The following is a 26,268-nucleotide window of genomic DNA, read 5'->3' on the forward strand; positions in this document are numbered from 1 at the left end:
ATCGAGCCCTACTTCAGTCTAATCAGCGGGCAGGTCAGACCCAAGCGAAATCGGCGAAATGGATTTGACGCGTTTGACGCGTTTGACGCTGGGCAGACCGGCTTCCCCGCCCGACCCGAATATTCCGGCCGCCGCACGGATTTCGCTCCCCATGGCGCAGATTGTCGGGCCGAAAATTCAGCCTAGGCCGCATGGCATCGGACACGGCGGCGGACGGCCAGCAGAAGGCCCACTCCGCCCAGCGCGGCCAACAGCAGCGTCGATGGCTCGGGAACCGCGGCCGGATTGCCGGCGAAGGCCGCGCTCCGCACGAATGCCGCAGCAGTGCTGCCGAATGTCGATGCGGAACTCGCCGCCAGCGGGCTGCTATCGAGGGCCAGCAGGCCGGACGCCGTGTCGGCGAGCGAGGCGCTGCTGGTCGACAAGACCAAATTCGACGGGATCATGGCCAGCACGCGATCTTCGAGCAGGCTCGCGTTCAAACCGGGGTCGACCGCGGCGAGATGTTCGATGGCAGCGATTCGGTTGTCCAGCATTTGGCCGGTCGTGCTGCTGATCTCGCCCGAGGCAATCGCGGTCTGAATGGCCGTAAATGGATCGCTTGCGGCGCCGCTTTCCGCGGCATTCGCCGCAGTCTCGCTTGCGGCGACCAATGCCGGCGACGCGGTTGCAGCCGAAGAGGTTGCAGTGGACGTGGTCGTGTTCTGGCCGGCGAATGGCAGGATCGTCACGGTCGAACCGGCGTTGATTGTTAGTGTATTTTGGAGGATTTGGGCGGCCGAGAGGCTGGCGGCGCTCGAACCGTCGCCGACGGTCGTGTTGCCGGAATAGGTTGTGGGCGAGGTCGTGAGGATGTCGCCGGAGATGACGCCGACCGTTTGGCTCGCGGTCCCCGTCAGCGCGAAAATGCCGTCGGCGGCTGTGCCGGTGCCATGCGTGGTGATGGATGCCGTGCTGGGCAGCGCCCCGGTGGAGCCGGCCAGCTGCAATGTGCCGCCGGCAAGGATCGAGACCGATGCGCTGGCGATGCTCGCGCCGGCGTCGATCTGCAACATGCCAGCGTTGATGGTGGTCGAGCCCGCGTACGTATTGGCTGCGGTCAGTTCCAGAATGCCGCCGCCGGCGAGCGTGATCTGCTGGCCGGGATAGGTCTTCGACTCGCCGATCGCGCCGTTGAGGGTTAGCGAGCTGCCGCTATTCACCGTAATCAACGTTTGCCCGCTGGAATCGGCTAGAGTCAGCGGAACAAAGATGCTCGGGGTGAGTTCACCGCTCGCCACGGTGATGCTGGCGTGGTTGCCGGAGTTGTCGAGCGTCAGGTTGCCGCTGCCGCCAAGCACATAGGCCGCGGTGGCGATTGCGTCACTGAAATTCAACTGGCCAACCGTATAGGCGCCATCGACGTTGATGTCCATTTCTGTGCCGTGGTCGCTGCCGAATGTGGCGATATCGCCGGGGTTTTGAGGGACCTGGTTCGGCGACCAATTCATCGGTTGGCTGTATTGGCTGCCACTACTGGAAAACCACATGGCCGAACCCGTTCCCCCCGAGATCGTCAGATCAAGAACGCCGTCGTTCGTGCTGAAAACGGCTTGGTTGGTGCCCAAATCGACAGGATTGACCGATAGGGTGGGAAGATTTGTGCCGCCGTTGGTGATCGAGCTATACGTCATCAACTGATAATTGCCGGCAGGCAGGACGAGATTGCTGTCGCTGCCGGAAGCATAGAAATTGAACTGCACCGGAGTGCCGGCATTGGTGGCGGGCAGCATCAACATGCTCGTCACAGCGATCGAATCCAGCGACGATGTGCTGGCGACCTGATAGTTGATTTGCGAAGCGGAGGATACACCGCTATTGAGCGTGAGCGACCCGACCGTGAGCGTGCCGATGCTGCCGGCGGAAGGAGTGCCGCCGCCGCTGGGTGCGATGGCGCCGCCAGCGGACACGTTCACGAGGCCTGAGATGAATCCGGAATTGTTGGCGGCGCCGGAGCCGGCGAGATAGCCACCGCTGCCGACGGTGACCGTTCCGCCGCCGGTGGCCGAGGTGCTGCTAGGATTCGCGACCCGCAGCATTCCGCCCGTGATTTGCGTGCCGCCGGTATAGCTATTGTTGCCGCTGAGGCTCAGCGTGCCGCCGGAGACGATCAGGCTGCCGCCGCTATTGGCATCGGCAATGGTGCCGGAGAGCGCGCCGCCGCTGCTGACCGTCAGTGCGGTGCCGCTCAGGTTCACGGCGCCGGAGCCGTTCAATGTGGCGAGCATGCCGGTCGGGTTGTTGAAATTGACGATGCCGCTGTCGGTGAGATTCGTCGTGGGGGCAATCGAGCCACCCGTGGCGACGGTCAATATGCCGTTCGATGCAACGCTTACATTGGCGCCGGCGATCGAGCCGCCGGAACCGATCGTGAGCGCTCCGCCGCTGACGACGGTATTGCCTGTGTAGGTGTTCGCGCCGCTGAGCGTGAGCACGTTCGGGCCGTTCTCGGTGACGCTGCCGCTGCCGCTGATGGCGCCGGCGTAGGTTTGCGGGTTGAAGTTCGCGAAGACGAGCGCGGCGTTGTCGGTGATATTTCCGGCGACCGAACCGTTGTTCGCCGTGCCGTCGCCCAAGCGGAGCGTGCCGCTGGTGACGGTCGTGGCGCCGGTGAACGTGTTGGCGCCGGTGAGAACTTGCGTGCCGGAGCCGTCCATCGTCAGACTGACCGGATTCGCGATCACGCCGGAGAAGGTGGCCGTGCCGCTGGGCGTGACAGTCAACACCGGTGTTCCGCCGGCGCCGCTGGTGATCGCGCCGCTGCCCATCAGGCTGTTCACGGTTTGAGAGAACGTGTTCAAATCGAATTGGCCGTTGACGATCAGATTGCCGGCGCTTGGTCCGCTAGGAATGACGTTGACCGCTCCGGCATACAAAATCGGGTTCGATTGACCACCAGTGTTTGCATTGACGGTCGTATCGCCCTGATAGTTGTTGGCCGGATTGGAAAGTACGATATGGCCGCCCGGCTGGGCGCCCTGATTGTAGTCGTCGATGATCAAGCCGCCGGGGCCGGTCACTTGGCCGGCAATGGTGAACGTCTTGTCGCTCCAGAACGTGGTGACGTTCGAGGTTTGTGCCAAGGTGAGCGTGCCGCTGAGCGTGGTCGATTGGCCTCCGGTGGCGATAGCGCCGATCAAGGAGCCGCCGGTCCGCGTGCCGTTGAGCGTGATGTCGTTGGGAATGTTGAGGCCGTTGTTGGAGAACGATAGCGCGGCGCCGGCGGCGACATTGACTGGTCCGGCGCCGAGGGCCGTGTTCGAGCCGCCCGAGCCGCCGCCGGTCGTGAAGACGCCGACCGAGAGCACGCCGGCATCGATCTGCGTACCGCCGGAATACGTGTTGCCATTGATGAGGTTCAACGTCAACGTGCTGCCATTTTCCACGAGCACGCCGCTGCCTTCGACAAGTCCGGCGACATTGATCGTGCCGCCAAGGCTGAGGTTGCTGCCGCCGAGCGTGAACACGTCGGTCGAGCCGGCTGTTAGCGTGATCGAACCGCTCCAGGTGGGGTTGTTCAGCGCGGCGTCGGGATAGAGGGCCAATGTCGCGGTGCCGCCCGTGCCGCTGCCGAGCGTGAGATTTTGGCCGTAGGTGATGTTATTGGTAGTGCCCTTCATGACCAGGTTGCCGCCGTCGTTGACGAGCACGGGACCATTGCCAAGGGCCCCGGCGCTCCATGCTTCAAGTTCGCCGTTGACGGTGGTGCCGCCGGTGTAGCTGTTCGCGCCGGAGAGAACCATATAGGTTCCACTGCCGGCAATCGCGACGACGCGCGTGGTGCCGCCGCCATTCGAAATCAGGCCGCCGTAGCTCGTGTTGTTGTCGTTAAGGGTCAGCGTGCCCGTGCCGCTGCTGCTGAGAATGGTGCCGGTGGTGGTGCCGCCGAGCGAGCCGCCGTCGCTCAAGCCGCCGGCGAGCGTCACATTGTTGCCGTTCAGATCGAGTGTGCCGGCGCCGTTGACCACCGTAAGGCTGCCGCTGGGAATGGCGGCGGCGTTGCCGATCCGCAGCGTTCCGCCGCTGACCGTGGTATTACCCGAGTAGGTGTTCGCGGCTGCGAGGCGGAGAGTTCCGGCCGAGACATTCAGACCGCCGGAGAACGTGTTGTCGCCGGAGAGGGTCCAACTGCCGGTGCCGCTCTTGACGACTTGAATCGGGTTCGAAGGGCCATCGCTGATGACGCCGCTGACGGTATTCGCGCCGGTGTTGGTTCCGGTGAGGGCCAGCACGGTGGCGCCCGAGGCGGCGCCGGTGATCGACCCGCCGAAATTCAAAGTGCCACTGCTGCTGGTTGCGTTGCTGGCAATCGTGTAAGTGTTGCCTTCCAGAACCAGCGGAGCATTGACCGTTTCGACGTTGACGACGCTCGAAGTGGTTTGAATCGTGCCCGCATTCGACAGCAGCAAAGGGTTGCCGCCGGTCGTGCCGACGACGTATGCGCCGGCCGACGCGGTGTCGAACGTGATCCCGAGCACGTTGCGATTCGCGTCCGGAACGACGTTCAATTGGCCGTTGCCGCCGTTATTGAACGTGGCGACGGCAGTGCTGGTCGTGCCGCTGGTCGCGCCGGGAATAGAGCCGTTCCAGTTGGCCGGATCGGACCAATCTCCGGAATTGTCGAGGCCCGACCACGACGAAATACCGAGCGTGAGGTCGATCTCGGTGCCCGTATCGACAAACGTGTAGGAAGCCGAGGGGAGCGGGGTGCTGCCGATCATGAAGCTTGCCGAGCTGAAATTCGCGACGCTCGAGGCGGTCAGGATCGCATAAGTGCCCAATCCGATCGAGCCTTGGCCATTGGCCCCCGCGTTGTCGGCCAGATTCAGCACGACGCTGCCCGACATCGGGAGCGTCAGAGCGCCGTTGACGGCGATCGAGTCGGAGATGCCGGCCGACGAACCGCCGCCGGTGCCGGCAGAGCCCAGATCAAAATCGAGATTCGCGCCGGCGTTGAGCGTGAGGGCGCCGGTGGCGAGAGTGCCGATTCCGCCGAAGTTGCCATTCGTGTTGATGCCCGGCGCGATATGGCCGCCGTTGCCGCTGGTGCCGGGGCCGTTGACGGTGAGTGCGCCGGTGAAGATGCCGGTGCCGGCGAGGGTCGCGGTATGGCCGGCGGTTTGATCGCCGATGATGACGCCGCCGCTGCCGAATGCCGAGCCAGAGGAGTTGGTGATCCGCAGGGTGCCGTTGTTGATCGTGGTTCCGCCGCTGTAGCTACTGCTGCCGGTGAAAACTTCGGTTCCGGAGCCGTTCTTCACAAGGGCAATCGGAAGGACTTCTGAAATCGTGCCGGTGAACGTTCCGGAACCGTTGTTGACGCCGATCGTAAAGGTATCGGTGTTACCGAAAGAGGTGTGCGTGATCGTCCCGCCGCCAGTCAGCGCGTCGACCTGCACCGACTGGCCGTCCCAAAGGTCGAGCGTGCCACCGGTGTCGACCTCCAACGAGGCAAGGTTGCCGCTCCAGGTGATATTCTGCCAACCGCCGTTTTGGAGCGTGGCGCCGGATTGAATATCGATCAGCCCGCCGGATCCGAGGGCCATATTCATGTTGTGGCCTGTTCCGATATTGTTCGCAAACAGCCCGCCGCTGATCCGCAACGTGCCCGTGCCGGAAATGGTCGTCGTGCCGGCGGCGACATTGCCGGTGTTGCCGGTGGCGCTGCCGACGAGATTCAGCACGGCGCCCGAAGCAATCGAGTAGCTTTCCTGCACGGTCGAAAGCGCGGCGCCTTCGACCAGCAATGTGCCGGCGGAAATCGTCGTCGCGCCGCCATAGGTGTTAGCGCCCGAAAGCGTCAGCGTGCCGGCGCCGAGTTTGGTCAAACCGCCGCCGCCGCTAATGACGCCGGGGATCGAAACGGCATTGCCGTCGGTGTCAATGGTGCCGACCGCGCCGGTGCCCAACACGAGGCTGCGACTGGGATCGAGCGAGAAAGACGCGCCGGCTTGAAGCGTGCCGCCGGAGAGCGTAAGAGTGCCGTTCGTGGCGCCGAGGCCGCTATCGGCGCTGACGTTCAAAATGCCGCCGGCGACGATCGTGCCGCCGGTGTAGCTGTTGTTCGTGTTAGTGAAAATCTGCGTGCCGCTGCCGACTTTCATGACGCCGCCAGCCCCGGAAATAATTCCGCCGAACGTCTGGTTCGAGTTGTCGAAGCCGATCACGATGCCGCCGGTCGTGAGCTGGACGCTGCCGGTGCCGACCAGCGAGCCGGCCGTGGCGTCCGGGGTCAGTTGGAAATTCGTGGTGTTGATATCGACCAGTGTCGACGTGCTCGTGCCCATCTGGGCGATGAGTCCAAAGCCGCCGCCGCCTTGGAAATAGCCCAGGGTGATCTGATGCTCGCCCGCGCTTAGCGTGACGCCAGCGCTATCGTTTGTCGTGCCGGCGGAGTTGCTGACCACGACGTTGCCGTCGATCGCCAGCGAGCTGCCATCGTCGCTACGGGTGGCGAAGTAGTACGTGCCGGCGGTGGGGATATCGATCAAGCCAGTGTAATAGGCTTCGAAATTCGTAGCGCCGGAGCTATAGGGGGACGGAAAGCCCGATCCGTTCGAAGCGAAATCCAACGACGGCGTGACAAGCGTGAACGCGGGCTTGCCGGCGGAGCCCACCGAACTTTGCGACGCCCCGAGCCCGAGGGCCGGAACCGCGTTGTAATATAGACCGAGCAAGCCGATATTGCCCGACGACACCGAAAGCGTGCTGCTCGAGGCCAGGTTGACCGTGCTATAACCCAAACCGGCCGCCTGCGTGGTCACCGTTGCCGCGCTAACCCGCGTGGTGCCCGTGTAGGTGTTGGCGCCCGTCAGCGACAGTCCGCCAGCGCTTGCATAGGTCACGCTCTGCGAACCGCTGATCGTGCCCGAGAGAGCCATCGGACCCGCGCCGATGAGATTGGTGACACCGCTGCCGCTGATATTGCCCGCATAGCTGAAGCTCGTCGGATTGTTGAACGTCAACGTCGCATTGTTCACGACATTGCCGGGCAGCGAGCCGTTGGAGCTCACGCCGTCGCCGATTTGCAGCGTGCCGGCGGAAACGGTTGTGCCGCCGGTGTAGGTGTTGGCGGTGTTGGAGAGCACGAGCGTGCCCTGCGCGCCCTGCACGAGAGCGCCGCTGCCGCTGACGACGCCCGGCACGGTGAGTGTATAGCCGTTGGTGTCGAACGTGCCGCCATTGAGCACCACGCTACGGGCCGGATCGAGCGAAAACGACGTTCCAGCCTGCAGATAACCGCCGATCAAGCGGAGAGTGCCGCTGGTGGCGCCGAGCGCGGCGTCGGAGCTGATATTCAATTCGCCTTCGCTGACGATCGTTCCGCCGGTGTAGAAGTTCGTGCCCGAGAGAGTCTGAATGCCGGTGCCGAGCTTCGTGATTCCGCCGATTCCGGAGATCGAGCCGCTGAATATCTGGCTGGTGTTGTCGAAGCCAGTGAGCAAATTGCCCGTGGAAAGCGCGAGATTTCCCGAGCCTTGCAGCGAGCCGACCATGGTATCGGGAGTGATCGTGGCGCCATTGGTCATCGTGGTGTTCAGATCGACAAACGTGCTCGAATCGCCGTTGGCCGCGCTCATTTGCACGTCGAGCGAGAGCCCGCCGCCTCCTTGAAAGTAGCCGACCGTGAGGTCGTGCATGCCGGCCGAAAGATACACGGAGCCAGTGGCTGCATGGGACGATTGCTGCGCGTCGTTGCTCACCACATCGGCGCCGTCGATCCAGAGCATGCTTCCGTCGTCGCTCGTGGTGCTGAACGTGTAGGTTCCGGCGGTCGTGATGTCGAGTGCGCCGCCGTAATACGCGTTAAAAGCGCCGCCATTGTTGTAGGGGAAACCGGAGCCGATATTGAGCGTTGTCGCAGTCGAGATTAGATTCGGCGTGCCGGCCGCGGCAATCGTGGATTGCAAGGAGCTCAACGTTGCAAAGCTCGCGACTTGCGTGCTGCTGTCGCCGAGCCCGTAATAAAGGCTCGACAAGCCCGAGCCGGCCGGCGAACCGACCGAGATCGACGCCCCGGAGCCGATCCGCAGCGAACCGGTCGTCGCCAAACCGCCGGAAAGCGTGACGGCGCCCGCGCCGGATGCCCGCACGGAGCCGGTTCCGATGATCGAGCCGGTGATGGTAAGCGGCCCCGCCCCGGTGAGGCTCGTGATGCCGCCACCGCTGATATTTCCCGCCCAAGAAAAGGCCGTCGGGTTGGCGAACGCCAGCGTGCCGGCGGAATTGACGGTGACATTGCCGGGCAAGGAGCCATTCGAAGCGGAACCGTCGCCGATTTGCAGTGTGCCGGCGGAAATGGTCGTGCCGCCGCTGTAGCTATTGCCACCGGAAGAGAACACCATCACACCGTTGCCGGTCTTGACGAGTGATCCAGCGCCGAAATTGTCGGCAAGCGATCCGGTCACGTTCAAATCGACCGGGCCGCCTCCCGCCGTAACGTCGAACGTGGTTTGGCCGCTTAGCCCGGCGTTCTGGGCGCTGATGATCGAAGGAGTTCCGTCGGAAGCCGAAGTGAAGCTATAGGCCGCGCCTTGATTGTCGCGGAACGTGTAGGTTTGTCCGCTGCTGTCGCCGCCGCCTTGTGCGGCAATCGTGCCGCCGATGGACAGCACGTTTCGATCCATCGAAAGGCGCGAACCGGCCACGACGGAGAGCGTGCCTCCTTCATTGATCGTAATGCCGTTGCTCGCGGAGTTGTTGTAATAGCCCAGGGCGTCGGTCGTGCCGCCGAGAAGCGTTCCGCCGTTGTTGATGGTGATCGGACCGGTGCCGCCGAGCGAGTTCGAAGCGCCTTGGCCGCCGGTAGTCAATTCCAGCGTGCCGCCGTTGACGGTGGTGCCGCCGGTAAAGGAATTATTGTTCGATGCGACCCAAGTGCCGGTGCCCGATTTCAGCAGCGCTCCTGTGCCCCCGAGGATGAGGTTGAAGTTTCCATTCGACGCACCGGTGAGCGTCAAAGTGCCCCCACTGGCGCTGGCCACTCCGTAGCCGCGCCCTTGGTCGAGCGTGAACGTGTTGGCTCCTCCTTCCGCGTCAAGCGTTGCGCCGCCGGCGCCGATGGTGAACCCCCGGTCCAAATTGCCGCCGTCGTAGCCGCCCGTGTATTCGATCGTGCCATTGTCGACAAGAAGATTCGAGGCGGCGAACGCCACTTGGCCGAACCCGGCGGCGGCTCCGTCGCCCCAGCCGCCGATCGCGACCGTCGCGCCCCCTTCGATCGTGATTTGGGCATTGCCGAAACCGTAGCTGCTATAGATCGACCCGGTTGCCAGCGAGAGCGTGCCGCCGTTGATCGTGGTGTCGCCGGTGTACTGGTTTTGGTTCGAGAGGGTAAGCATGCCGCCGGCGCCACCGTTGATCGTCAACCCCGACGCGCCGATAATCACCGTGCTGATCGCGGCGGTGTTGCCGTTGAGATTAATGGTCGGTGTCGAGCCGCCGAGCGTAAGAGTTGCCGTGCTGTCGGCGCCGGCGATCGTGTATCCGCTGGAGAAGAAATTCAGGCCGCCGGCGGTCAAGCCTCCGCTGGCGATCGTCACGGTGCTGCCGGTGCCGGTGAAGTCGGCGGTGCCGCCGGAAGCCCAGGCCACGTCGTTCGAGCCGTCCCACCAATTCGAGGTGAGGCCGTTATCCCAGGTGCCGCTGCCGCCCAAAGTGGCGCCGCTAGTGAGATTCGGATCCCAGCCGAGTTCCGTCGAGCCGTAGTTTTGTGCGCTCGCCACTGAGGGGAGGAACGAGGGGAGCAGAATGCCGGCAGCAAGAATGGCTGCGGGCAAGAATCGCGATGAAATGAGAAATCGCGCCCGTGGAAAGTTCCGATTTTGCGAAACAGAACCGCCTCCATCAAGCGATGGAGCAACGCCTCGACCAGCTTGTTGCCGCATGAGCTGACTCCCAAATGCAAAAACGCATCGCCAATGCGACCGCCCCTACGGCGACCCCATGGCGCGCAGATCCCCTAACTTCATCGAGAGTCCGGCTAACAAGCCAAACTCCGCCGAGCGCGCAGCACTACCGCAAACAGATTTCCCCATCCCTAAACCGCCTGCCTCCCAAGCAGACGATTGTGCGACATGCTCCGAAGAGCACAAATCCAATGTGTCTACGAGTTGTACTAATTGCAAGTAGAAAACCGGCAATTCCAGCACACTCCCCTCGAATTAAGGGGATGGCCGCTAAAATCGATCGCGAACGCTTGGACTTTCCAAACGTCAATCGCGCGGGGCAACTCGTACCCGTCGGCCCCCCTAAAAACAAAGTCGCGCTAAATCGCATCGCACGCCGAACGAAACGCGACGACACCTCCGCGCCCATCGTTCGCTCGATGCATTCACCCACGCTTGAGAACCAATGCCGCGGGTGTTAAAGTCGATGATAGTTCTTTTGGCGGGCATTTTTTCTTTTCGCGTCCGACACTCATGTCATCCAAGCCGTTTGCCGTCGGTATCGATCTGGGAACGACCTATTCGGTCGTAGCCTATTTGGACGACAAAGGTCGCACGCAGGTAGTCCGCAACACGGAGGGCGACCTGCTTACCCCCAGTGCGGTCCTGTTCGAAAACACGGAGGTGGTCGTCGGCAAAGAGGCGAAAAAGGCCGCCGCCGTGCGGTCGGAATCGGTCGCCCAGTTCGTGAAGCGCGACATGGGCAAGAAATCATTCAGCCATCCCATTCATGGCGAAGAACTCCATCCCGAGGTGATCCAAGCCTGCATCCTGAAAAAACTTAAAGACGACGCGGTCGCGGCCCTCGGCACGAATTTCGAGGTCGTGATCACCGTGCCGGCCTACTTCGATGAGCCGAGGCGCAAGGCCACGGCCGATGCCGGCGAGATGGCCGGCCTGGCCGTGCTCGATATCGTCAACGAGCCGACGGCCGCCGCGCTCTCTTTCGGCGAGAGCCTCGGGTATCTCACCACCGAAGGCGAACCGCGGCAGCCGATGAAAGTGCTCGTCTACGATCTCGGCGGCGGCACGTTCGATGTCACGATCCTCGATCTTCGCCCCGGCGATCTGCGCACCCTGGCCACCGACGGCGACGTGCAGCTCGGCGGCTACGATTGGGACCTGCGGCTGGTGAATTTCGCCGCGGACGAATTCAAGAAGAAATATCGCCTCGATCCGCGCGACAGCCCCGCCGCGATGGCTGCCTTGCTGGCCGCCGCCGAAGAAGCCAAACACACGCTCACGGCCCGCCCGAAGACAACGTTGATGGTTCGCCACGGCGGCCATTCGCTGGAACTCACTGTCACCCGCGAGCAGTTCGAGGAGCTAACCGAAGACCTGCTCGAACGCACCGCCTATACCACGCGGCAAGTGCTCGCCGCCACGGGCCTTTCCTGGCAGCAGGTCGATCGTGTGTTGCTCGTCGGCGGAAGCACGCGGATGCCGATGGTGCCGCGCATGATCGAGCGGCTTTCCGGCCAAAAGCCCGACCACACGGTGCATCCCGACGAAGCCGTGGCCCGCGGAGCGGCCGTGTTCGCCGGCTATGTGCTGCGCCGCCGCGACCCGAACGCCAAGCCCACGTTCAAAGTGGTCGATGTCAATGCGCACAGCCTGGGAATCGAGGGGATCGACCAACGCACGATGCGCAAGGAAAACATCGTGCTCATTAAGCGCAATTCGTCGTTGCCGGCTAAGGTGACCGAGAAATTCGTCACCAAAACGGAAGACCAAATCTCGATCGTGATCTCGGTGCTCGAAGGTGAAAGCAAGGTGCCCTCGCAATGTTCGCTGATTGGCCGGGCGGTGCTCCGGCATCTTCCCGAGCACTTGCCGAAGGGCTGGCCCGTCGAAGTGACGTATGAATATCTCAGCAACGGCCGACTCGACGTGCATGCAAAGATTCCCGGCACCAGCCGGCAGGTCGACCTCGAATTGCAACGCGAGCAATCGATGACCAGCGAGCGGATCGGCCGCTGGAAAAAGGTCGTCGAAGAGGCAAAGGGTTTCGACGCGTTCGAAGATATGCTCGACGACGTGGTGCTGGCCCACCGCGTGGAAAAACGGAAGGACACGCTTTCGCCCAGCGCCCCCGCCTCGGCCATGCAAGGCGCCGGCTCTTTGTCGGGCATTTCGGCTCGCTCGGCCGCGAATCTTCCTGCCGCTACGGCCGGCCTCCCGCCGGTGACTCCGAGCCGCGACCTATCGGCCGCCGGACGGGCGTTCGGCGCGTTTGCCGACGATGAGAGCGGTGAAGCATCGCCGTCTGCAGCTCGTGCGTCGTCCGCGGCAACGCAAGCCTTCGGCGGACAGAAGCCCGATAACCCGTCGAAGGCCGGCGTTTCCGCCGGCGCCGGCAGCAAGGCAAAATCGCCGGCCACGAGAGAATCGCCGGCGAAATCCGAGGCGAAGTCCGAGACCCCGCGTCCGCCGCGTGGCCCGAACAAGCCCATGACGCTTGCGGAAATCAGCGCCGCGAAGGCCGGCGCGCTCGCCGGCTCGGGCGCCGCGCCGGCAGTGGCTCAAGCGGATGCACGACGTGCGACGGACAGCGTTCCGCGCCGCGAGCAATCGCTCGGCCCAGGAGCGCGTTGGCTGATGAGCGTCGTCGCGCTCGTGCTTATTTCCGCATTCTCGCTCCTGGTGTGTTACTATGTGTTGGCATGGTTCGGGCACATGGGGGGCAATTTTTTGAACCTGCCGCTTCCCGGGCTCCCGCCTGTAAAAGCGGCGCATGCCGCACTTTCGCATGCGGCCGTATCGCTAAGCCTTCTAACCACTATTTGCCCCATAACAAAAACTAGCCCGAAGCGTTCGCGAGGGAGCGCCACGTAAGTCCCAATTGTTTCAGCCGCACGTCGCGGTTTTGAATCGAAGTTCGTGGCAAGTTCGCTGAGTTTGCAAGTTTCGATTGAAACAGAGAAGAGAAAAGTCGCTTCCATGAGCAGTCCCATCACTACTCCGCTCGCTACGCCCTCCGCAATTCAGCGCAATAAGACGGTGCCGGCCGTCGGCATCGACTTGGGCACGACCTATTCCGTGGTCGCCTATCTCGACGATACAGGCCGGCCCGTCACGATCGTCAATTCCGAGGGCGACCTGCTAACGCCCAGCGCCGTGCTGTTCGACGGCGACAACACGGTGATCGGCAAGGAAGCGATCAAAGCCGTTTCGTCCGAGGCCGACCATGTGGCCGAGTGCGCGAAGCGCGATTTGGGCGAGCGAACCTATCATCGCGTGATCGAGGGCCGCCGCTATCCGCCCGAAGCGATCCAAGCGTGGGTGCTCTATAAGGTGCGCATGGATGCCGAGCGGCAGCTTGGAAAGATTTCGAAAGTGGTTATCACGGTGCCGGCCTATTTCGACGAAGTCCGCCGCAAGGCCACCCAAGACTCCGGCTACATGGCCGGCCTGGAAGTGCTCGACATCATCAACGAGCCCACGGCCGCCGCCGTCGCGTTTGGTTTTCAGCAAGGCTTCTTGAATGCCCAGGGAGCGGCCGTCAAATCGCAAAAAATCCTGGTCTACGATCTGGGCGGCGGCACGTTTGACGTGACCGTGATGGAGATCGCCGGCACGAAATTCGCGGCCTTGGCAACCGACGGCGATGTGCGCCTCGGCGGACGCGATTTCGACCAACGCATCATGGATTTCGTCGCCGAAGAGTTCTTGCGGCAGCATAAAGTCGATCCCCGCGAAGAGGCCAATGCGGCCGGTCGGCTGTGGCGCGAATGCGAAGACGCCAAGCGCACGCTCTCCGCCCGTTCCAAAGCCGCGGTAAGCTTCGACTACAAGGGAGCGGCGGTGCGGACCGAGATTTCACGCGATAAATACGAGGAAATCACCTACGATCTGCTCGACCGCACCCGCTTCACCACCAAGCAAACACTCCAAGCCGCCGGCTGCACCTGGGCCGACATCGACCGCGTCTTGCTCGTCGGCGGCTCATCGCGAATGCCGATGGTTCGCAAGATGCTTCATGAGCTGTCGGGCAAGGAACCCGACGTTTCCGTGTCGGCCGACGAAGCCGTTGCCCACGGCGCCGCGTTGCACGCCGGCATCTGCCTGGCGCGCACGCAGGGCAACCGAGTGCCGTTTCAGATCCGCAACGTCAATTCGCATAGCCTCGGCGTCGTGGCCACCGACGGCAAGACCGGCCGCAAGCGCAACGCGATCCTGATTCCCCGCAATACGGCATTGCCCGTCACTGCCAAACGAGTTTTCAAAACCTCGCAGGCCAAGCAGCGGTCGATCTTGGTGCAGATCGTCGAGGGGGAGAGCGCATCGCCGGAAGATTGCTCGCAGCTGGGAAAATGCGTCGTCCGCGATCTGCCGCCCAACCTACCGGCAGACACGCCGATCGAAGTGCAATTCCGCTACGCCGACAACGGCCGGCTGGGCATCGGCGTGAAAGTGGTCGGCACCGATCTCGAATTGAAGCACGAGATCAATCGCGAAAACAGCCTTACGCCCGACCAACTCGAAACGTGGCGCCAATACATTTCGGGCACCACCGCCCAAACGCAAGCGGCGCAATTGATGTAGTCCGGATTGCAAACCGTCGGGTGGCCGAATGGTAGAATTCATCGATTGGGGTCGTCGCGCGATCCTGGGCTGGCCCGTCAGCGGTTGCACGCGGCAGGCAAATCTTGGAGGAATGCAGAAATGGCGACCTTGATTACCGATCCCGAACTGGAGCAGCGCGTTCGTACCGAGCGGGCGGGATGGGGAATTGATCGTTACGACGAGGTTTGGGATGGGACGTACATGCTGACGCCGTTGCCGAACCTGGAACATGCGGAAATTCAAACGAAGTTCGTGGCCGTTTTTCGAGCCGCTTTGGGGTTCGAGGGTCCGGCCCATGTCTACGGCGGCATCAATATCAGCGATCGCGCCGAAGACTGGCTTGGAAACTATCGCTGCCCCGACGCGGCGATCGTCTTGCCCGGCAATCCAGGCCGAAACTGCGGCGCGTACTTCCTTGGCGGGCCGGATTTCGTCGTTGAGATCGTGAGTCCACACGACAAAAGCCGCGATAAGATCGCTTTTTACGAGAGCCTCGGCGTGCGCGAGTTCCTGGTCGTCGATCGCAATCCTTGGATGTTGGAACTTTACCGACTGCGCGACGGGCGATTGGAATTGGTTGGCCAATCGCGGCTGGAGCGGGCCAATTTGCTTGCGAGCACGGTGTTGCCGGTGACGTTGCGGTTGACGCCCGGCAGCCCACGGCCGCGAATCGACGTGCGCCACGCCGACGGCCTGCAGCATTGGCTGGTATGACGCGGGCGAAGTATGCCGAACAGATCGGGCATGTTTTCTGTCCGCCCTGATGGCGATATTCGGAAGGCCACCCAATTTGGCGGCAAACCGATCGTTCGTGGCCGTCGCTTGGCGGTCGAAAGGGGGCCATTGTTACCATGGAGGCAGCGCGTGTCCGCATCCGGCCTCCGAACAGCTGATTTCCAAAGCTCGGCAAGCGGTTGAACCAACGCGTGCCTGCTTGGATGCTCCTCTCTTCCATCACCCGCCGGCCGGTTCCTGCTGCGTAATGCAATGAAACGCCCCCAGCCCCCACACCAAATCGCGGGCCGGCAGCGGCACGATCCGCCGGTCTTTCAGCACGCCCCCCAATATCTCCACCGCTTCGGCATCGGCCGGATCGCCGAATTGCGGCACGACCGCAATCCCATTCGCGAGATAAAAGTTGCAATAGCTGGCCGGCAATCGCTGGCCGTCGTAGACAATCGGCCGCGGCATCGGCAGTGGCACGACTTCGAGCGGTTGGTCATCGGCGTCGGTGAACGACCGCAGTCGCCGCAGGTTTTCATCCAGCGACGCAAAATTTTCATCCCGCGGATTCTCTTCCACCGCCGCGACAACGGTTCTCGGCCCGACGAAGCGGGCCAATTCGTCGATATGGCCGTCGGTGTCGTCGCCGGCGATCCCGCGGCCGAGCCACAGCACTTTTCGCGCTCCCAAGAATTCGTACAACCGCCGCTCGATCTGCCCGCGCGAAAGCTGCGGATTCCGATTCGGATTGAGCAGGCATTCTTCGGTCGTCAGCAGCGTGCCGCGGCCGTCGACGTCGATCGCGCCCCCTTCCAAGATCATGTCGGGCTCGTGGCAGATTCGACCGGTCTCGCGGGCAATCAAGCGGCCGAGGGCGTCGTCGTTCGCATACGGCGGATATTTGCCGCCCCATGCGTTGTAGCCCCAATCGATCAAAGTTGGCGGAGAACCAGGCGGGCCGACCAAAAACGTCGGACCGGAATCGCGAATCCAAGCATCGTCGGTCGCGATCTCGTGCAGCGTGACATTCGCAATCCCCGCAAGCAGCGCGCGAGCTTGCAGCATCGGGTGCCCGCCGGCCAACACGTGCACTGCTTCGACCGCGGCCAATGTTCGCACCAGTTGCACATAGAGGTGCGGGATCGGCTCGAACTTCCCCGGCCATGTCGCCAGCCGATGCGGCCAAGAGAGCCACGTGGCGGCGTGCGGCTCCCATTCGGCCGGCATGCGATATCGAGACAATGAAAATTCTGCGCTCGCCATGCAGTTCTGTTTCTTGTTTATCCGCCGCCATACGCCGCCTCGGCGCGCCGTTTCCTCGGCCGGACCTTTATCGAACAGAAGCGAAGTGTGCAACACAAATTAGCGCCAGCCCCTCGGCCTGCCTAGAGGAAAACTAAAAAAATCGCAGCCTCTCCGTGTGCCGTCGAACGTAGTAGGCATACTCCGTATGCCGTCGGCGATGCTCTGTGCGCAGCGCACGGCGGGAGGCAGACGGCACACGGAGCGTGCCTGCTACGTTGGCGCCTTCGGGCTCGATAAAGGCATCGGCGCCCACAGCGCGGTCGGCGCCCTGGCATTGTGGGGAAATATCGCCGTGGAAATCGAAGCAATCTTCGAAATCAAAGCGGCGTGGCACGCGGCCGGAAGGCCGCGCTGTGTTACACGATCGAATCGAGCGCTCGCGCGAACTCGGAAAGCGGAAATTGGATTTCCGGCGGGCGATCCGGAAACGTGCGGTCGGCAGCGATCCGCTGGGCGTTTTTCAAGAGCCGGCTGGAAACCGCCGCCGCATCCAGCACCACGAGGACCTGGCATTCCGCGGCGCCGCTGAAGCGCCCTTCGCCCGGCAGGAAAAGCAGTTCGACTTCCGCTCGGCCGAACCGGGACGCGGCCGCGGGATCGAGCGAGAAAAGCGATTTCGCGTCCAGCCCTGCCTGCCGGCAAATCGCTTCGGCTTGCTCAGGCCGTGCCGGCCGACCGGCCACGCCAATCTTCAAATCGCCGAGCGGGCGACGCGTCAGACCGTTGCGGCAGCGCGTCAGCCATGCCGGGCGAAGAAAATACGGCGCGTTCGCTCCGTCGCGCCAACGCTTGGTGATCGAGGTCTCGCGCGGGTGCCAGAGGTGCACCAGCCGCGTGTAGGGCATGATCGATTCGAGCCGCACGCCGGCCCGGCGGAGCCGCCGGCCAAGATCGTCGTCTTCGGCCCCCCAGTTCTTGAAGTTTTCATCGAATCCGTTGACACGCTCGAAATCGCTCCGCCAAATGCCGACGTTGTTCGACACCAGTTTCGGCTTTCTCGAATGCCGAACAAACGTATACAGGCGGTGTTTGAAGTGCCGGCGATTGATGCGGCGGCGTTCCTCGTCGAGATTCCACTCCAAAAAATCTCCCCGCTCGGCTCCGACTTCGCTGAGCGTCGCCGAAAGCGCTTCGTCGGCCCGGTGGCAATCGCCGAGCATGGCGCTGCCGGGCTTGCGATGGGCCAGGTGAATCGCGACGTGGTCGGGAGGCAACACACAATCGCCGTCGATGAACAGAATATAGGGGGCCCCGGTAGCGCGGGCACCGTCGTTGCGGCTTCGCGACGGGTGATAAACCAGATGCTCGTGCGTGGTGAACAACAGTGGAAAGCCGACCCGGCGGCGAAACTCTTCGACCACCGCGGGCGTTTCATCGGTCGAGCCGTCGTCGGTCACGACGACTTCCATCCGCCCCTCGACGCCCCGCTGGCCGGCGATCGACGCCAGCGCTCGCCGCAAATGCCACGGCTTCTGATACGTCGTCACCGAGAGTGCAATTTCCGGCCCCGCCATCCTGCATCCTCTCACTTAAGGCTGTGAGGCTTGAGACGATGAGGCTTGAGGTCGGAAGAGAAGTCGTACGCTCCCTCACTCCGCCCCATTTCCCCGTCGCTGCATCCCTGCATCACCGCAACTCTGCATCGCCGCGTCTCCGCGTCTCCGCGCGCTGTCTTCGTCATCACGCCGCCACCCGCTCGGCATCGATTTCCGGATCGGGTTGCGGCAGCGCGTGTTCGAGTTCCCACAGCCGGGCCTGCTTCAGAAAACTCGTGAAGGCGGTAATCATGCAGACTTGCAAGCCGGCCAGGCCGTCGAGAAAACCGAGCCGCAACACATACAACTGCAAGAACCGCAGCGGAACGCGAAACAACATGCTGCCCAACGTTGCCGTCCGGCCGCGATCGCGCAGGTCTTGAGCGCCGAGCCGCGTGTAGTGGGCCAGCTTGGCCAGATAGCGATCGTAATTCCAAACCGGATAATGGATCAGTTGATTTTGCAGCCGGCCCGCTCGCTCCGGGGCGACATCCATCGCCTCATGCACGCGGCGCCGCGTGTAGCGGCACGGGTCGCGGCGAAACAGCCGCAGCACCGCGTCGCTATCCCAGCCGCAATGTCGAATCCGATGCCCCATGAAATAATTTTCACGGCCGATCCAATAGCCGTCCAACTCTTGCGGCTCGCGCGCCAGCACGCCGCGGATTTCGCTGGCCAGCCCGGCCGCGATGCGTTCATCGGCATCGAGCACCAACACCCACGGATGCAGCGCTTGCGGTATGGCCCAATTCTTGAAATCGGAAAAATCGATCAACTCGCGCTGAATCAGCCGGCAACCCCCGATGCGGGCAACAATATCGAGCGTGCCATCGGTCGAGCCCGAATCGGCGACCAGAATTTCATCGGCGATCGCGCGCGCGGACTCGATGCACGGGCGAATATTCATCCGCTCGTTCTTCGCCGGGATCAGAACCGTGAGCTTTGCCGGCATGCGAGAGTGATCGAGTTTTTGCAATAAATCGCTGGGAACGCCCGGGAAAGATACCAACCCGCGCCGTCGCCGACCAATAGCAATCCGGGAACCGAAGCTGGCGTGGCTGCCCGGCTTAGTTTCTTACCTATGAACTTCTCCACAGACCCCGCTTCCTTTGCGGGAGAGGGCAAGGGTGAGGGGTTCGAAAAGCGGGGATAATTTTTCGGCCGAGCCTTAGCTTCGCCGCCTGAAGCGGAACCGACTGCTGGATTCGACGCTTGCAACTGTGCTGCGCCGCACGGGCGAAAGAATCAACGCGGCGCCGGAATCTGGCGGTCCCACGCTCGATGTTGAGATAAGGCAGCGATAAATTCGGCGGCCACTCTGTTCACAGCACTGGCCTTTCCCGTTACAAGGCCATCCAAAACAGCGACGCCGCCCGAGGGTTCGCCGGTCGCTTGAAGCGCGGCGCCAGCACGTGTTCGTTTCAGAAAGTCGACCGCGGCGCCGACCGCGGCTATGGCTTTGCAGTGCTTGAACGCCTCTTCCACGAATTCAACGGCTTTCGTTTCCAACGACAATGCTTCAATGCATGCGTCGCCGCCGGGGAGGACCACGCCGTCGAACAGCACCGACGCCACCGTAGGCAGCGAAAAATCGACGGCAACTTCCTTCCCGCTGGCGACCATGATCATCCCGCCGTGGGGCGCAATGATCTTGAGTTGTGCTCCGGCCTTAATCAGAGCCTTTTGCATCGCCGCCAGGGCGACATCGTCGCAACCGTCGGCGGCCAGCGCCGCAACCTTGCGAGTTTTGACGGAATCCTTGACGGTGTTGGCCATGCTCAGCGCCGGCGAGATGAACGGCTTGCCGGTGAATTTCTTTGGCTGGAAATCTTTCGGATTGCCGTCGGCCGGAATGCTTAAGTTGATCGGGCCGGCGGATTTCGCGGGCACCTTCAGCCCCAAACCCTTGGCCACCCGCTCCGCCAAGCCGCCGTCGATTTGCGAAAGCAGGAAGACCATCCGCTCTCGAACCGGCGTTGCTGCGACCTTGCCAAGCTCGAATCGCAGCGCGTCGATGAGATGCATTTGTTCGACAGGCGACTGGCTGTTAAAAAACATTGCCGCTTGGCTGAAATGATCGAAAAAGCTCGGACTGCGCGCCCGCAACTTGGAAGCATCGATTCGTTCGCCATAGCTGACAAAGCCCCCTTCCGCGGCCGCAGCCTGGGCGGGCTCGTTGTTGCCCAACGAATTCGGCGAATAGGCGACCTTGCCGCGGTTGATCATCTGTCGCATATGCCCATCCCGCTGAAGGTTGTGCAACGGGGCAATCGGTCGATTGATGGGAATCTCATGAAAATTCGGACCGCCGAGACGGATCAATTGCGTGTCGGTGTAGGAAAATAGCCGGCCCTGCATCAGCGGATCGTTCGTGAAATCGATCCCCGGCACGAGATGGCCGACGTGAAACGCGACCTGCTCGGTTTCGGCGAAATAATTGTCCGGATTCCGATGGAGCGTCAATTTTCCAATGCGCTGCACGGGCACCAATTCCTCGGGAATGATCTTGGTCGGGTCGAGGAGGTCGAAATCGAACTTGTGTTCATCCTTTTCTTCGACGACCTGGATTCCGAATTCCCATTCGGGAAAATCGCCCATATCGATCGCTTCCCAGAGATCGCGGCGATGAAAATCCGGATCGCACCCGGAAATCCGCAGCGCCTCGTCCCACACCACCGAATGCACGCCGAGCAGCGGCTTCCAGTGAAACTTTACGAATCGGGATTTTCCCTTCTCGTTGATTAGCCGGAAGGTATGGATCCCAAAACCCTCCATCATGCGGAAACTGCGCGGAATCGCCCGATCGGACATCAACCACATGATCATGTGCATCGATTCAGGCATCAGTGAGATAAAATCCCAAAAGGTGTCGTGCGCCGATGCGGCCTGCGGTATTTCGTTGTGCGGCTCAGGTTTGACGGCGTGGATCAGATCCGGAAATTTGATGGCGTCTTGGATGAAGAACACGGGCATGTTGTTGCCGACGAGGTCGAAATTTCCCTCGTCGGTATAAAACTTCACGGCAAAGCCGCGCACGTCGCGAGCCAGATCGGTCGAACCGCGCGAGCCAGCCACCGTGGAAAATCGCACGAACACCGGTGTCTTCACCGACGGATCTTGTAGGAATCGCGCCCGCGTCAGGGGCGCCATCGATGCATAAACCTCGAATATCCCATGCGCCCCTGCGCCGCGGGCATGCACGATCCGCTCCGGAATCCGTTCGTGGTCGAAATGCGTGATCTTTTCCCGGAGGATGAAATCCTCGAGCAGCGACGGGCCGCGGTCGCCCGCCTTTAGCGAGTTCTGATCGTCGTTGATGCGCAAGCCCTGGTTGGTCGTGAGCATCTCGCCGGCGCTCTCCTCCACGTTCTGATCGAGGTCGGCAATCTTTGCATTTTCGCCTCTCTGTCGGTTGCGGGCGGGCGGTCTCGATCCGTTGTTCTTGGCCATCGTCGGATGCCCTCAGTTGGGTTGATTCGCGAGCTATTTGGTCGCGAACCGCGAGCCGGTATTTCGAGTCGATCTTGCAGAGCATTTTTGAGGCCAACGCGATCGGAACAGCGAATCCGCGAACGCTTCGGAGCCGAGCAGTACGATTGACCGCCGGCCTGCGAAATTGCCGCTGAAACTCGAACGAACCCGACCGTGGTTCAAAAGCATCCGCGATGGCCGCATCGCAATCGAGCGGTGGCGGGGGCTGGTTACCGTATCATGGATAGCCGTATTAGCAATCTCGCCTGCGGGGACAAAACGGCGGGGACAAAACGGGAGGGGTTCGATATTGGTAAAGTGGGATAGTGTCTGTTGCGCGTGCTGCGGCGAGTCGCTGGGAAACCATCTGCGAATGCAGAAAGCGGAAAGGACCGGCCTAGCGCTTTTCCGGTCTCTCGAAGCGGTCGGCCAGAAAAGCCGGCAAGCATTGCCTAGCCGGTGAAGCCTGCCGAACCGACAATCTTCTCTTGCCTTTGAGTTTGCTTCGGAGTAGCATCCTATAAAGCGTTTGCCCGCCGGAACTTAGACGAGCGATTTTCGGCAACTCGCGGCCGGCAAGCGAGTTGCGCTCCGCAAGAGCGCGACGGACATGGTTTTCGGACGGCCATGGCGGCGGCTTGGCATTAAATCGCTGGTTGGGTGATCGTCGCGCGAGATAGAATGCGGCGGCCGTCGAAGCTGCCGAGGGTCGGCCGATAAAATGACCTCCATTTTTCGAGCCGCTCATCCTGCCCTCTCCCGCACGGGGAGCGTGGGCTGCGGAGAAGTTTTTTTCGGCCGAGGCCAAGTGGATGCGTAGTTTTCAGCAAACGGATTGCTGATATTCGATTTCCAAATGCCGGGCACTTGCTTACGATTCTCTCACCGCTCGATCTCCCGCCAAAACAACTGCTCTACCGCACTTGCTGCTCTATCCCCGCTTGGATCCGGCATCGTTGGCTCCCTCACCTCCATTAATTCACTGTTGATCCAGCGCCGGAACCACGCGGCGGTGCCGCGTCGATTCCGGCTGGGCTTTTTTCTAAGGATAAAGGAATGACACGCGTCATGGCACAATTCAGCCGCAACCGTCGGCCGTTAGGGATTGCTTTCGTCTTGGGTTTGGTCGTGGCCTCGGCCGTGGCCGTTGTCCGGGTGAAGGCTGCAGCCGAGTTGAAAGGACCGCAGGCCAAAGACAAGGCCGTGGCGCTTTCGGTCACCAAGACGCTTCTGGAGGAGCATCTCACCCGGCATCCTCTCGATACCGAAATTTCGCGGCGCTGCTTCAAGGAATTCATGAAGACGCTCGATTCCTACAAGCTCTATTTCTGGCAGAGCGATTTCGACACCTTCAAGCAGTCGCAAGATGAACTGGCCTCGAAAATCAGCCATGGCGACATCGGCTTCTCCTATCAGGTGTTCGAAACGCTGCTCACCCGCATCGACGAGCGCATGAAGCTCGTCGATAACATTCTGGCGAATGCCGACAAGCTTGATTTTTCGACCGACGAAGAAATGGTCACCGATCCCGATCTGACCACCTACGCCTCCACGCCCGAACAAATGCAAGACAAATGGACGAAGCGGATCAAATACGACCTGCTGCAGCAGGAAGTGGAAAAGACGCCCAAGGCCGAAGTCCGCGACAAGCTCAGCCGCCGTTACCATGGCTTCGCCAAGCGGATGCATCAAATCAACAGCGATGAATTGCTCGAAATGTATCTGAATGCCCTGACAACCTCGTTCGACCCGCACACAAGCTACATGTCCGGCAGCACGCTGGAAAACTTCGAGATCATGATGAAGGCCGAGCTCGACGGCATCGGCGCTTCGTTGCAATACGACGACGGCAACACGATCGTCAACGAATTGGTCGACGGAGGCGCCGCCCAGTTGGATGGCCACCTCAAGCCGAAAGACCGCGTGATCGGCGTCGGGCAGGGCGAAAACGGCGACATCGTCGATGTGGTCGACATGAGCCTCAACGACGTAGTGAAACTGATCCGCGGCAAGGCCGGCACCGTCGTGCGGCTGAAGGTGATTCCCGTCGGCAAGGCGGAGCCCAAAGTCTACAACATCACCCGGGCCAAGATCGAATTGAAGAATTCCGAGGCCCGCGGCGAAATTCTCGAGGCCGGAAAGAAAGAAAACGGCCAAGCCTACAAGATCGGCTTCATCGATCTGCCGGGCTTCTACATGGATATGGACGGGGCGCGCAAGGGAGTGCCCGATTTCAAGAGCTGCACGCGCGATGTCCGCCGTATCTTAGACGGCTTCAATGAAAAGCAGGTCGACGCCGTGATTATCGACCTTCGCCGCGACGGTGGCGGCGCCCTCAACGAAGCGATCAGCCTGACGGGCCTGTTCATCGACACTGGCCCGGTCGTGCAAGTGAAGGATTCGAAGGGTCAGGTGCAACACTACGACGATCAGGACCCGGGAGTCGCTTGGAAGGGCCCGCTGGTGGTGCTGCAAAGCAAGTTTAGCGCGAGCGCCAGCGAAATTTTCGCCGGGGCAATCCAGGACTACCGCCGTGGGTTGGTGATCGGCGATCACTCGTCGCACGGCAAGGGAACGGTGCAAAGCATGCTCGACGTGGGTCAGTCGCTGTTCTTCATGCCCAATTCTCCTTCGCTGGGCGCGTTGAAGATCACGATCCAGCAGTTCTACCGCCCCGACGGCGATAGCACGCAGATGCGCGGCGTGTTGTCGGATGTCGAACTCCCCTCGCTGAGCACGCATTTGCCGGTGGGCGAGGGTGATCTCGATTACGCGTTGAAATTCGACCATGTCGATCCGGTGCCCTACACGCCCGTGGGAATGGTCGATCCGGATTTGGTGAAGCAGCTTGCGACGCTATCGGCCGATCGCGTCAAGCGGTCGAGCGATTTTGCGAAAGTCGACCAGAATATCGCTCGCTATTTGAAGCAGAAAGATCGCAAGCGGGTGTCGCTGAATCGCGAAAAATTCCTGGCCGACCAGGCCGATCGCGATGTCGACAAGGAAGAGGAGAAGGAATTCGACGATTCGAACGCCAAGCGGCCGGTCGTGAAGCGCGATTTCTACGTCAACGAGGTGCTGGCGATCACCGACGACTATATTCGCCTCTCGCATGTCAAAGTGCTGGCGACGAACTGAACCGCGTGCAAGCGGCATTTTATGGCGACGACACGGGGTGCCCGAAGCAGCTCGAAACGCAAGACGGCCAGCCTAGGATTATTGGCCAACGGCTCGTCGGGCCCTTGGGAGATTGCGATCGACGAAAGCCGTCCGGCAAGGACCGCGGGTGGCTTCAGATCGAGGATAAGGAGATCGTATTCGACTTTGAGATTGAGTCGTTGAAAATCGCCGGCAAGTTGCTACGGTTTCTCGAACCGGGCCATCGAACCGGTTCGAAGGATCGGTCGCCGCAGGAATAGGATCGCTATTTGACGCTGGGGGTGGGCAAGGACCTGTCTGTCACGCTTGTGGCGGATGACGAATACAACGACCGGTTCTTTATCTTGGTGGGCTCACGCAACGAGCCCACCGTGCGATTTGTCATCGCGGGCGACGATGTTTTCCATATCCTGACCGCGTTGCGCAGCGTCGGGGAAGATATCGAGGTCGACTCGTAAACGGCTGCGCCTCCACGGCACAATCGTAGCCCATGCCCTAGCGTTTGTCTGAGGCGCTTCGTGAGAGGGCATAGTTCCTTGCCGACCGCTCGCCCGATCATCAAGGCTTGGTTGGTTCGGAGCGCGCGAGAGAACTTCCCAACCAGGCCCACGGATGGTAATTTAGTGCTTCCAATCCATTGGGTGAACCAATTTTTCGCGATACTTTTTAATCGTGCGTCGCACGAGGAGAATGAACCAGTCATGGCCAAACCGCATCGCACCCTCAAGAAGGCCAACCACGGCCGCCGTCCGGCCAATAGCAAGGCCCGCCGCCTCAAACGCAAAGACATCCGCACCTGACACCCGCCGGAAACGAACCTCCGTTTCGGGGCCTTTTCGGTGTCGGTGTTGCGGCGGATGGTGCAGGAGGTGGCATTGCCGGGAGATTGCCTGTGGCTGCAAAAGATTTGATCCTCGACTTCTCCGAATACGACCTGGATCACGTCATCGGCGATTTGGAAGAAATCCGTCGTTATAATCTGCAACGCTTCGAAGTGGAGCAACTAACGGCCGTCGTCTACGCCGATCCCGAGCGCGCCATCTGCGCCGGATACAAAGACGTCACGAACAACGATTTTTGGGTCCGCGGCCACATGCCGGGCCTGCCGCTGATGCCGGGCGTGGTGATGTGCGAGGCGGCGGCCCAATTGTCGAGCTATTTCGCTCAGAAATACAATCTTTTGGGCTGCCCGGTGCTCGGGCTTGGCGGGTTGGAAGAGGTGCGATTCCGCGGCGCGGTCGTGCCCGGCGATCGACTTGTCGTCGTCGTTCGCCGTATGAAAGCTCGGCGGGGAGCGATGATTCTTTGTCATTTTCAGGGTTTCGTGAAGCAATCGATGGTGGTCGAAGGAAAGATCATTGGCGTCTGCCTGCCGATCGACGAACCGACGGCCGCGGCGCTCGCCGGCCGATCCCCGGCAACGTCCGCCGCGCCGTCGAAGTAGCCGCGGCTTCGCGGCGGTTGAACCGCATCCGAATGCAAGGGCATTGGCCATGCCGCCCCGGCGCCTGAGAGCATGCAAG

The 26,268-nt window shown here is 61.7% G+C and carries 12 protein-coding genes; 7 read left to right on the forward strand and 5 right to left on the reverse strand.

The genetic code is table 11. From position 1 onward, the window contains the following. Positions 1–182: 182 nt before the first annotated feature. Positions 183–9,818 carry an autotransporter-associated beta strand repeat-containing protein gene (locus VHX65_02215; protein HEX3997342.1) on the reverse strand — a complete coding sequence of 3,212 codons (9,636 nt, stop codon included), beginning with the start codon at positions 9,816–9,818 and terminating at the stop codon, positions 183–185. A 642-nt stretch (positions 9,819–10,460) separates the two neighbouring features. Between VHX65_02215 and VHX65_02220 the strand changes: the two genes are divergently transcribed. The 3 genes from VHX65_02220 (at position 10,461) to VHX65_02230 (ending at position 15,266) form a co-directional block, all read left to right on the forward strand. Then, positions 10,461–12,821, forward strand: a complete 2,361-nt coding sequence (locus VHX65_02220) for an Hsp70 family protein (GenBank protein HEX3997343.1) — start codon at positions 10,461–10,463, stop codon at positions 12,819–12,821. A 105-nt stretch (positions 12,822–12,926) separates the two neighbouring features. Beyond that, entirely contained in the window at positions 12,927–14,531 is a 1,605-nt protein-coding gene (locus VHX65_02225) for an Hsp70 family protein (protein ID HEX3997344.1), read from the forward strand. A gap of 120 nt (positions 14,532–14,651) precedes the next feature. Beyond that, complete coding sequence (locus VHX65_02230; GenBank protein ID HEX3997345.1) at positions 14,652–15,266, forward strand: Uma2 family endonuclease; 615 nt, start codon at positions 14,652–14,654, stop codon at positions 15,264–15,266. A gap of 240 nt (positions 15,267–15,506) precedes the next feature. On the opposite strand, the gene VHX65_02235 is transcribed toward VHX65_02230, so the two are convergent. From VHX65_02235 to VHX65_02250, 4 genes are all read right to left on the reverse strand, one after another. Next, positions 15,507–16,502: an agmatine deiminase family protein gene (locus tag VHX65_02235; protein HEX3997346.1), complete on the reverse strand. Its 996-nt coding sequence runs from the start codon at positions 16,500–16,502 to the stop codon at positions 15,507–15,509. A 434-nt stretch (positions 16,503–16,936) separates the two neighbouring features. Continuing rightward, a complete protein-coding gene (locus tag VHX65_02240) occupies positions 16,937–18,094 on the reverse strand; it encodes a galactosyltransferase-related protein (protein ID HEX3997347.1) in 1,158 nt (385 codons plus the stop codon). Between the two features lie 166 nt (positions 18,095–18,260). Further along, complete coding sequence (locus VHX65_02245; GenBank protein HEX3997348.1) at positions 18,261–19,067, reverse strand: glycosyltransferase family 2 protein; 807 nt, start codon at positions 19,065–19,067, stop codon at positions 18,261–18,263. A 293-nt stretch (positions 19,068–19,360) separates the two neighbouring features. After that, positions 19,361–21,565 (reverse strand): catalase, encoded by a 2,205-nt coding sequence (locus VHX65_02250; protein HEX3997349.1) that lies wholly within the window; start codon positions 21,563–21,565, stop codon positions 19,361–19,363. Positions 21,566–22,642: 1,077 nt separating this feature from the next. Between VHX65_02250 and VHX65_02255 the strand changes: the two genes are divergently transcribed. From VHX65_02255 to VHX65_02270, 4 genes are all read left to right on the forward strand, one after another. Further along, entirely contained in the window at positions 22,643–24,724 is a 2,082-nt protein-coding gene (locus tag VHX65_02255; GenBank protein ID HEX3997350.1) for a carboxy terminal-processing peptidase, read from the forward strand. 5 nt (positions 24,725–24,729) lie between these two features. Further along, positions 24,730–25,005 (forward strand): hypothetical protein, encoded by a 276-nt coding sequence (locus tag VHX65_02260; protein ID HEX3997351.1) that lies wholly within the window; start codon positions 24,730–24,732, stop codon positions 25,003–25,005. A 9-nt stretch (positions 25,006–25,014) separates the two neighbouring features. After that, positions 25,015–25,203: a hypothetical protein gene (locus VHX65_02265; protein HEX3997352.1), complete on the forward strand. Its 189-nt coding sequence runs from the start codon at positions 25,015–25,017 to the stop codon at positions 25,201–25,203. A 434-nt stretch (positions 25,204–25,637) separates the two neighbouring features. Continuing rightward, positions 25,638–26,189 carry a beta-hydroxyacyl-ACP dehydratase gene (locus VHX65_02270; protein HEX3997353.1) on the forward strand — a complete coding sequence of 184 codons (552 nt, stop codon included), beginning with the start codon at positions 25,638–25,640 and terminating at the stop codon, positions 26,187–26,189. Positions 26,190–26,268: the final 79 nt, after the last annotated feature.

It is taken from the genome of Pirellulales bacterium, assembly GCA_036267355.1.
Lineage (GTDB): Bacteria > Planctomycetota > Planctomycetia > Pirellulales > DATAWG01 > DATAWG01.

Excerpts from the sequence above, each read along its gene's own strand:
- VHX65_02245 (HEX3997348.1), bottom strand. The coding sequence starts at position 19,067 with ATGCCGGCAAAGCTCACGGTTCTGATCCCGGCGAAGAACGAGCGGATG.
- VHX65_02230 (HEX3997345.1), top strand. The coding sequence starts at position 14,652 with ATGGCGACCTTGATTACCGATCCCGAACTGGAGCAGCGCGTTCGTACC.
- VHX65_02220 (HEX3997343.1), top strand. The coding sequence starts at position 10,461 with ATGTCATCCAAGCCGTTTGCCGTCGGTATCGATCTGGGAACGACCTAT.
- VHX65_02255 (HEX3997350.1), top strand. The coding sequence starts at position 22,643 with ATGACACGCGTCATGGCACAATTCAGCCGCAACCGTCGGCCGTTAGGG.
- VHX65_02225 (HEX3997344.1), top strand. The coding sequence starts at position 12,927 with ATGAGCAGTCCCATCACTACTCCGCTCGCTACGCCCTCCGCAATTCAG.
- VHX65_02240 (HEX3997347.1), bottom strand. The coding sequence starts at position 18,094 with ATGGCGGGGCCGGAAATTGCACTCTCGGTGACGACGTATCAGAAGCCG.
- VHX65_02235 (HEX3997346.1), bottom strand. The coding sequence starts at position 16,502 with ATGCCGGCCGAATGGGAGCCGCACGCCGCCACGTGGCTCTCTTGGCCG.
- VHX65_02250 (HEX3997349.1), bottom strand. The coding sequence starts at position 21,565 with ATGGCCAAGAACAACGGATCGAGACCGCCCGCCCGCAACCGACAGAGA.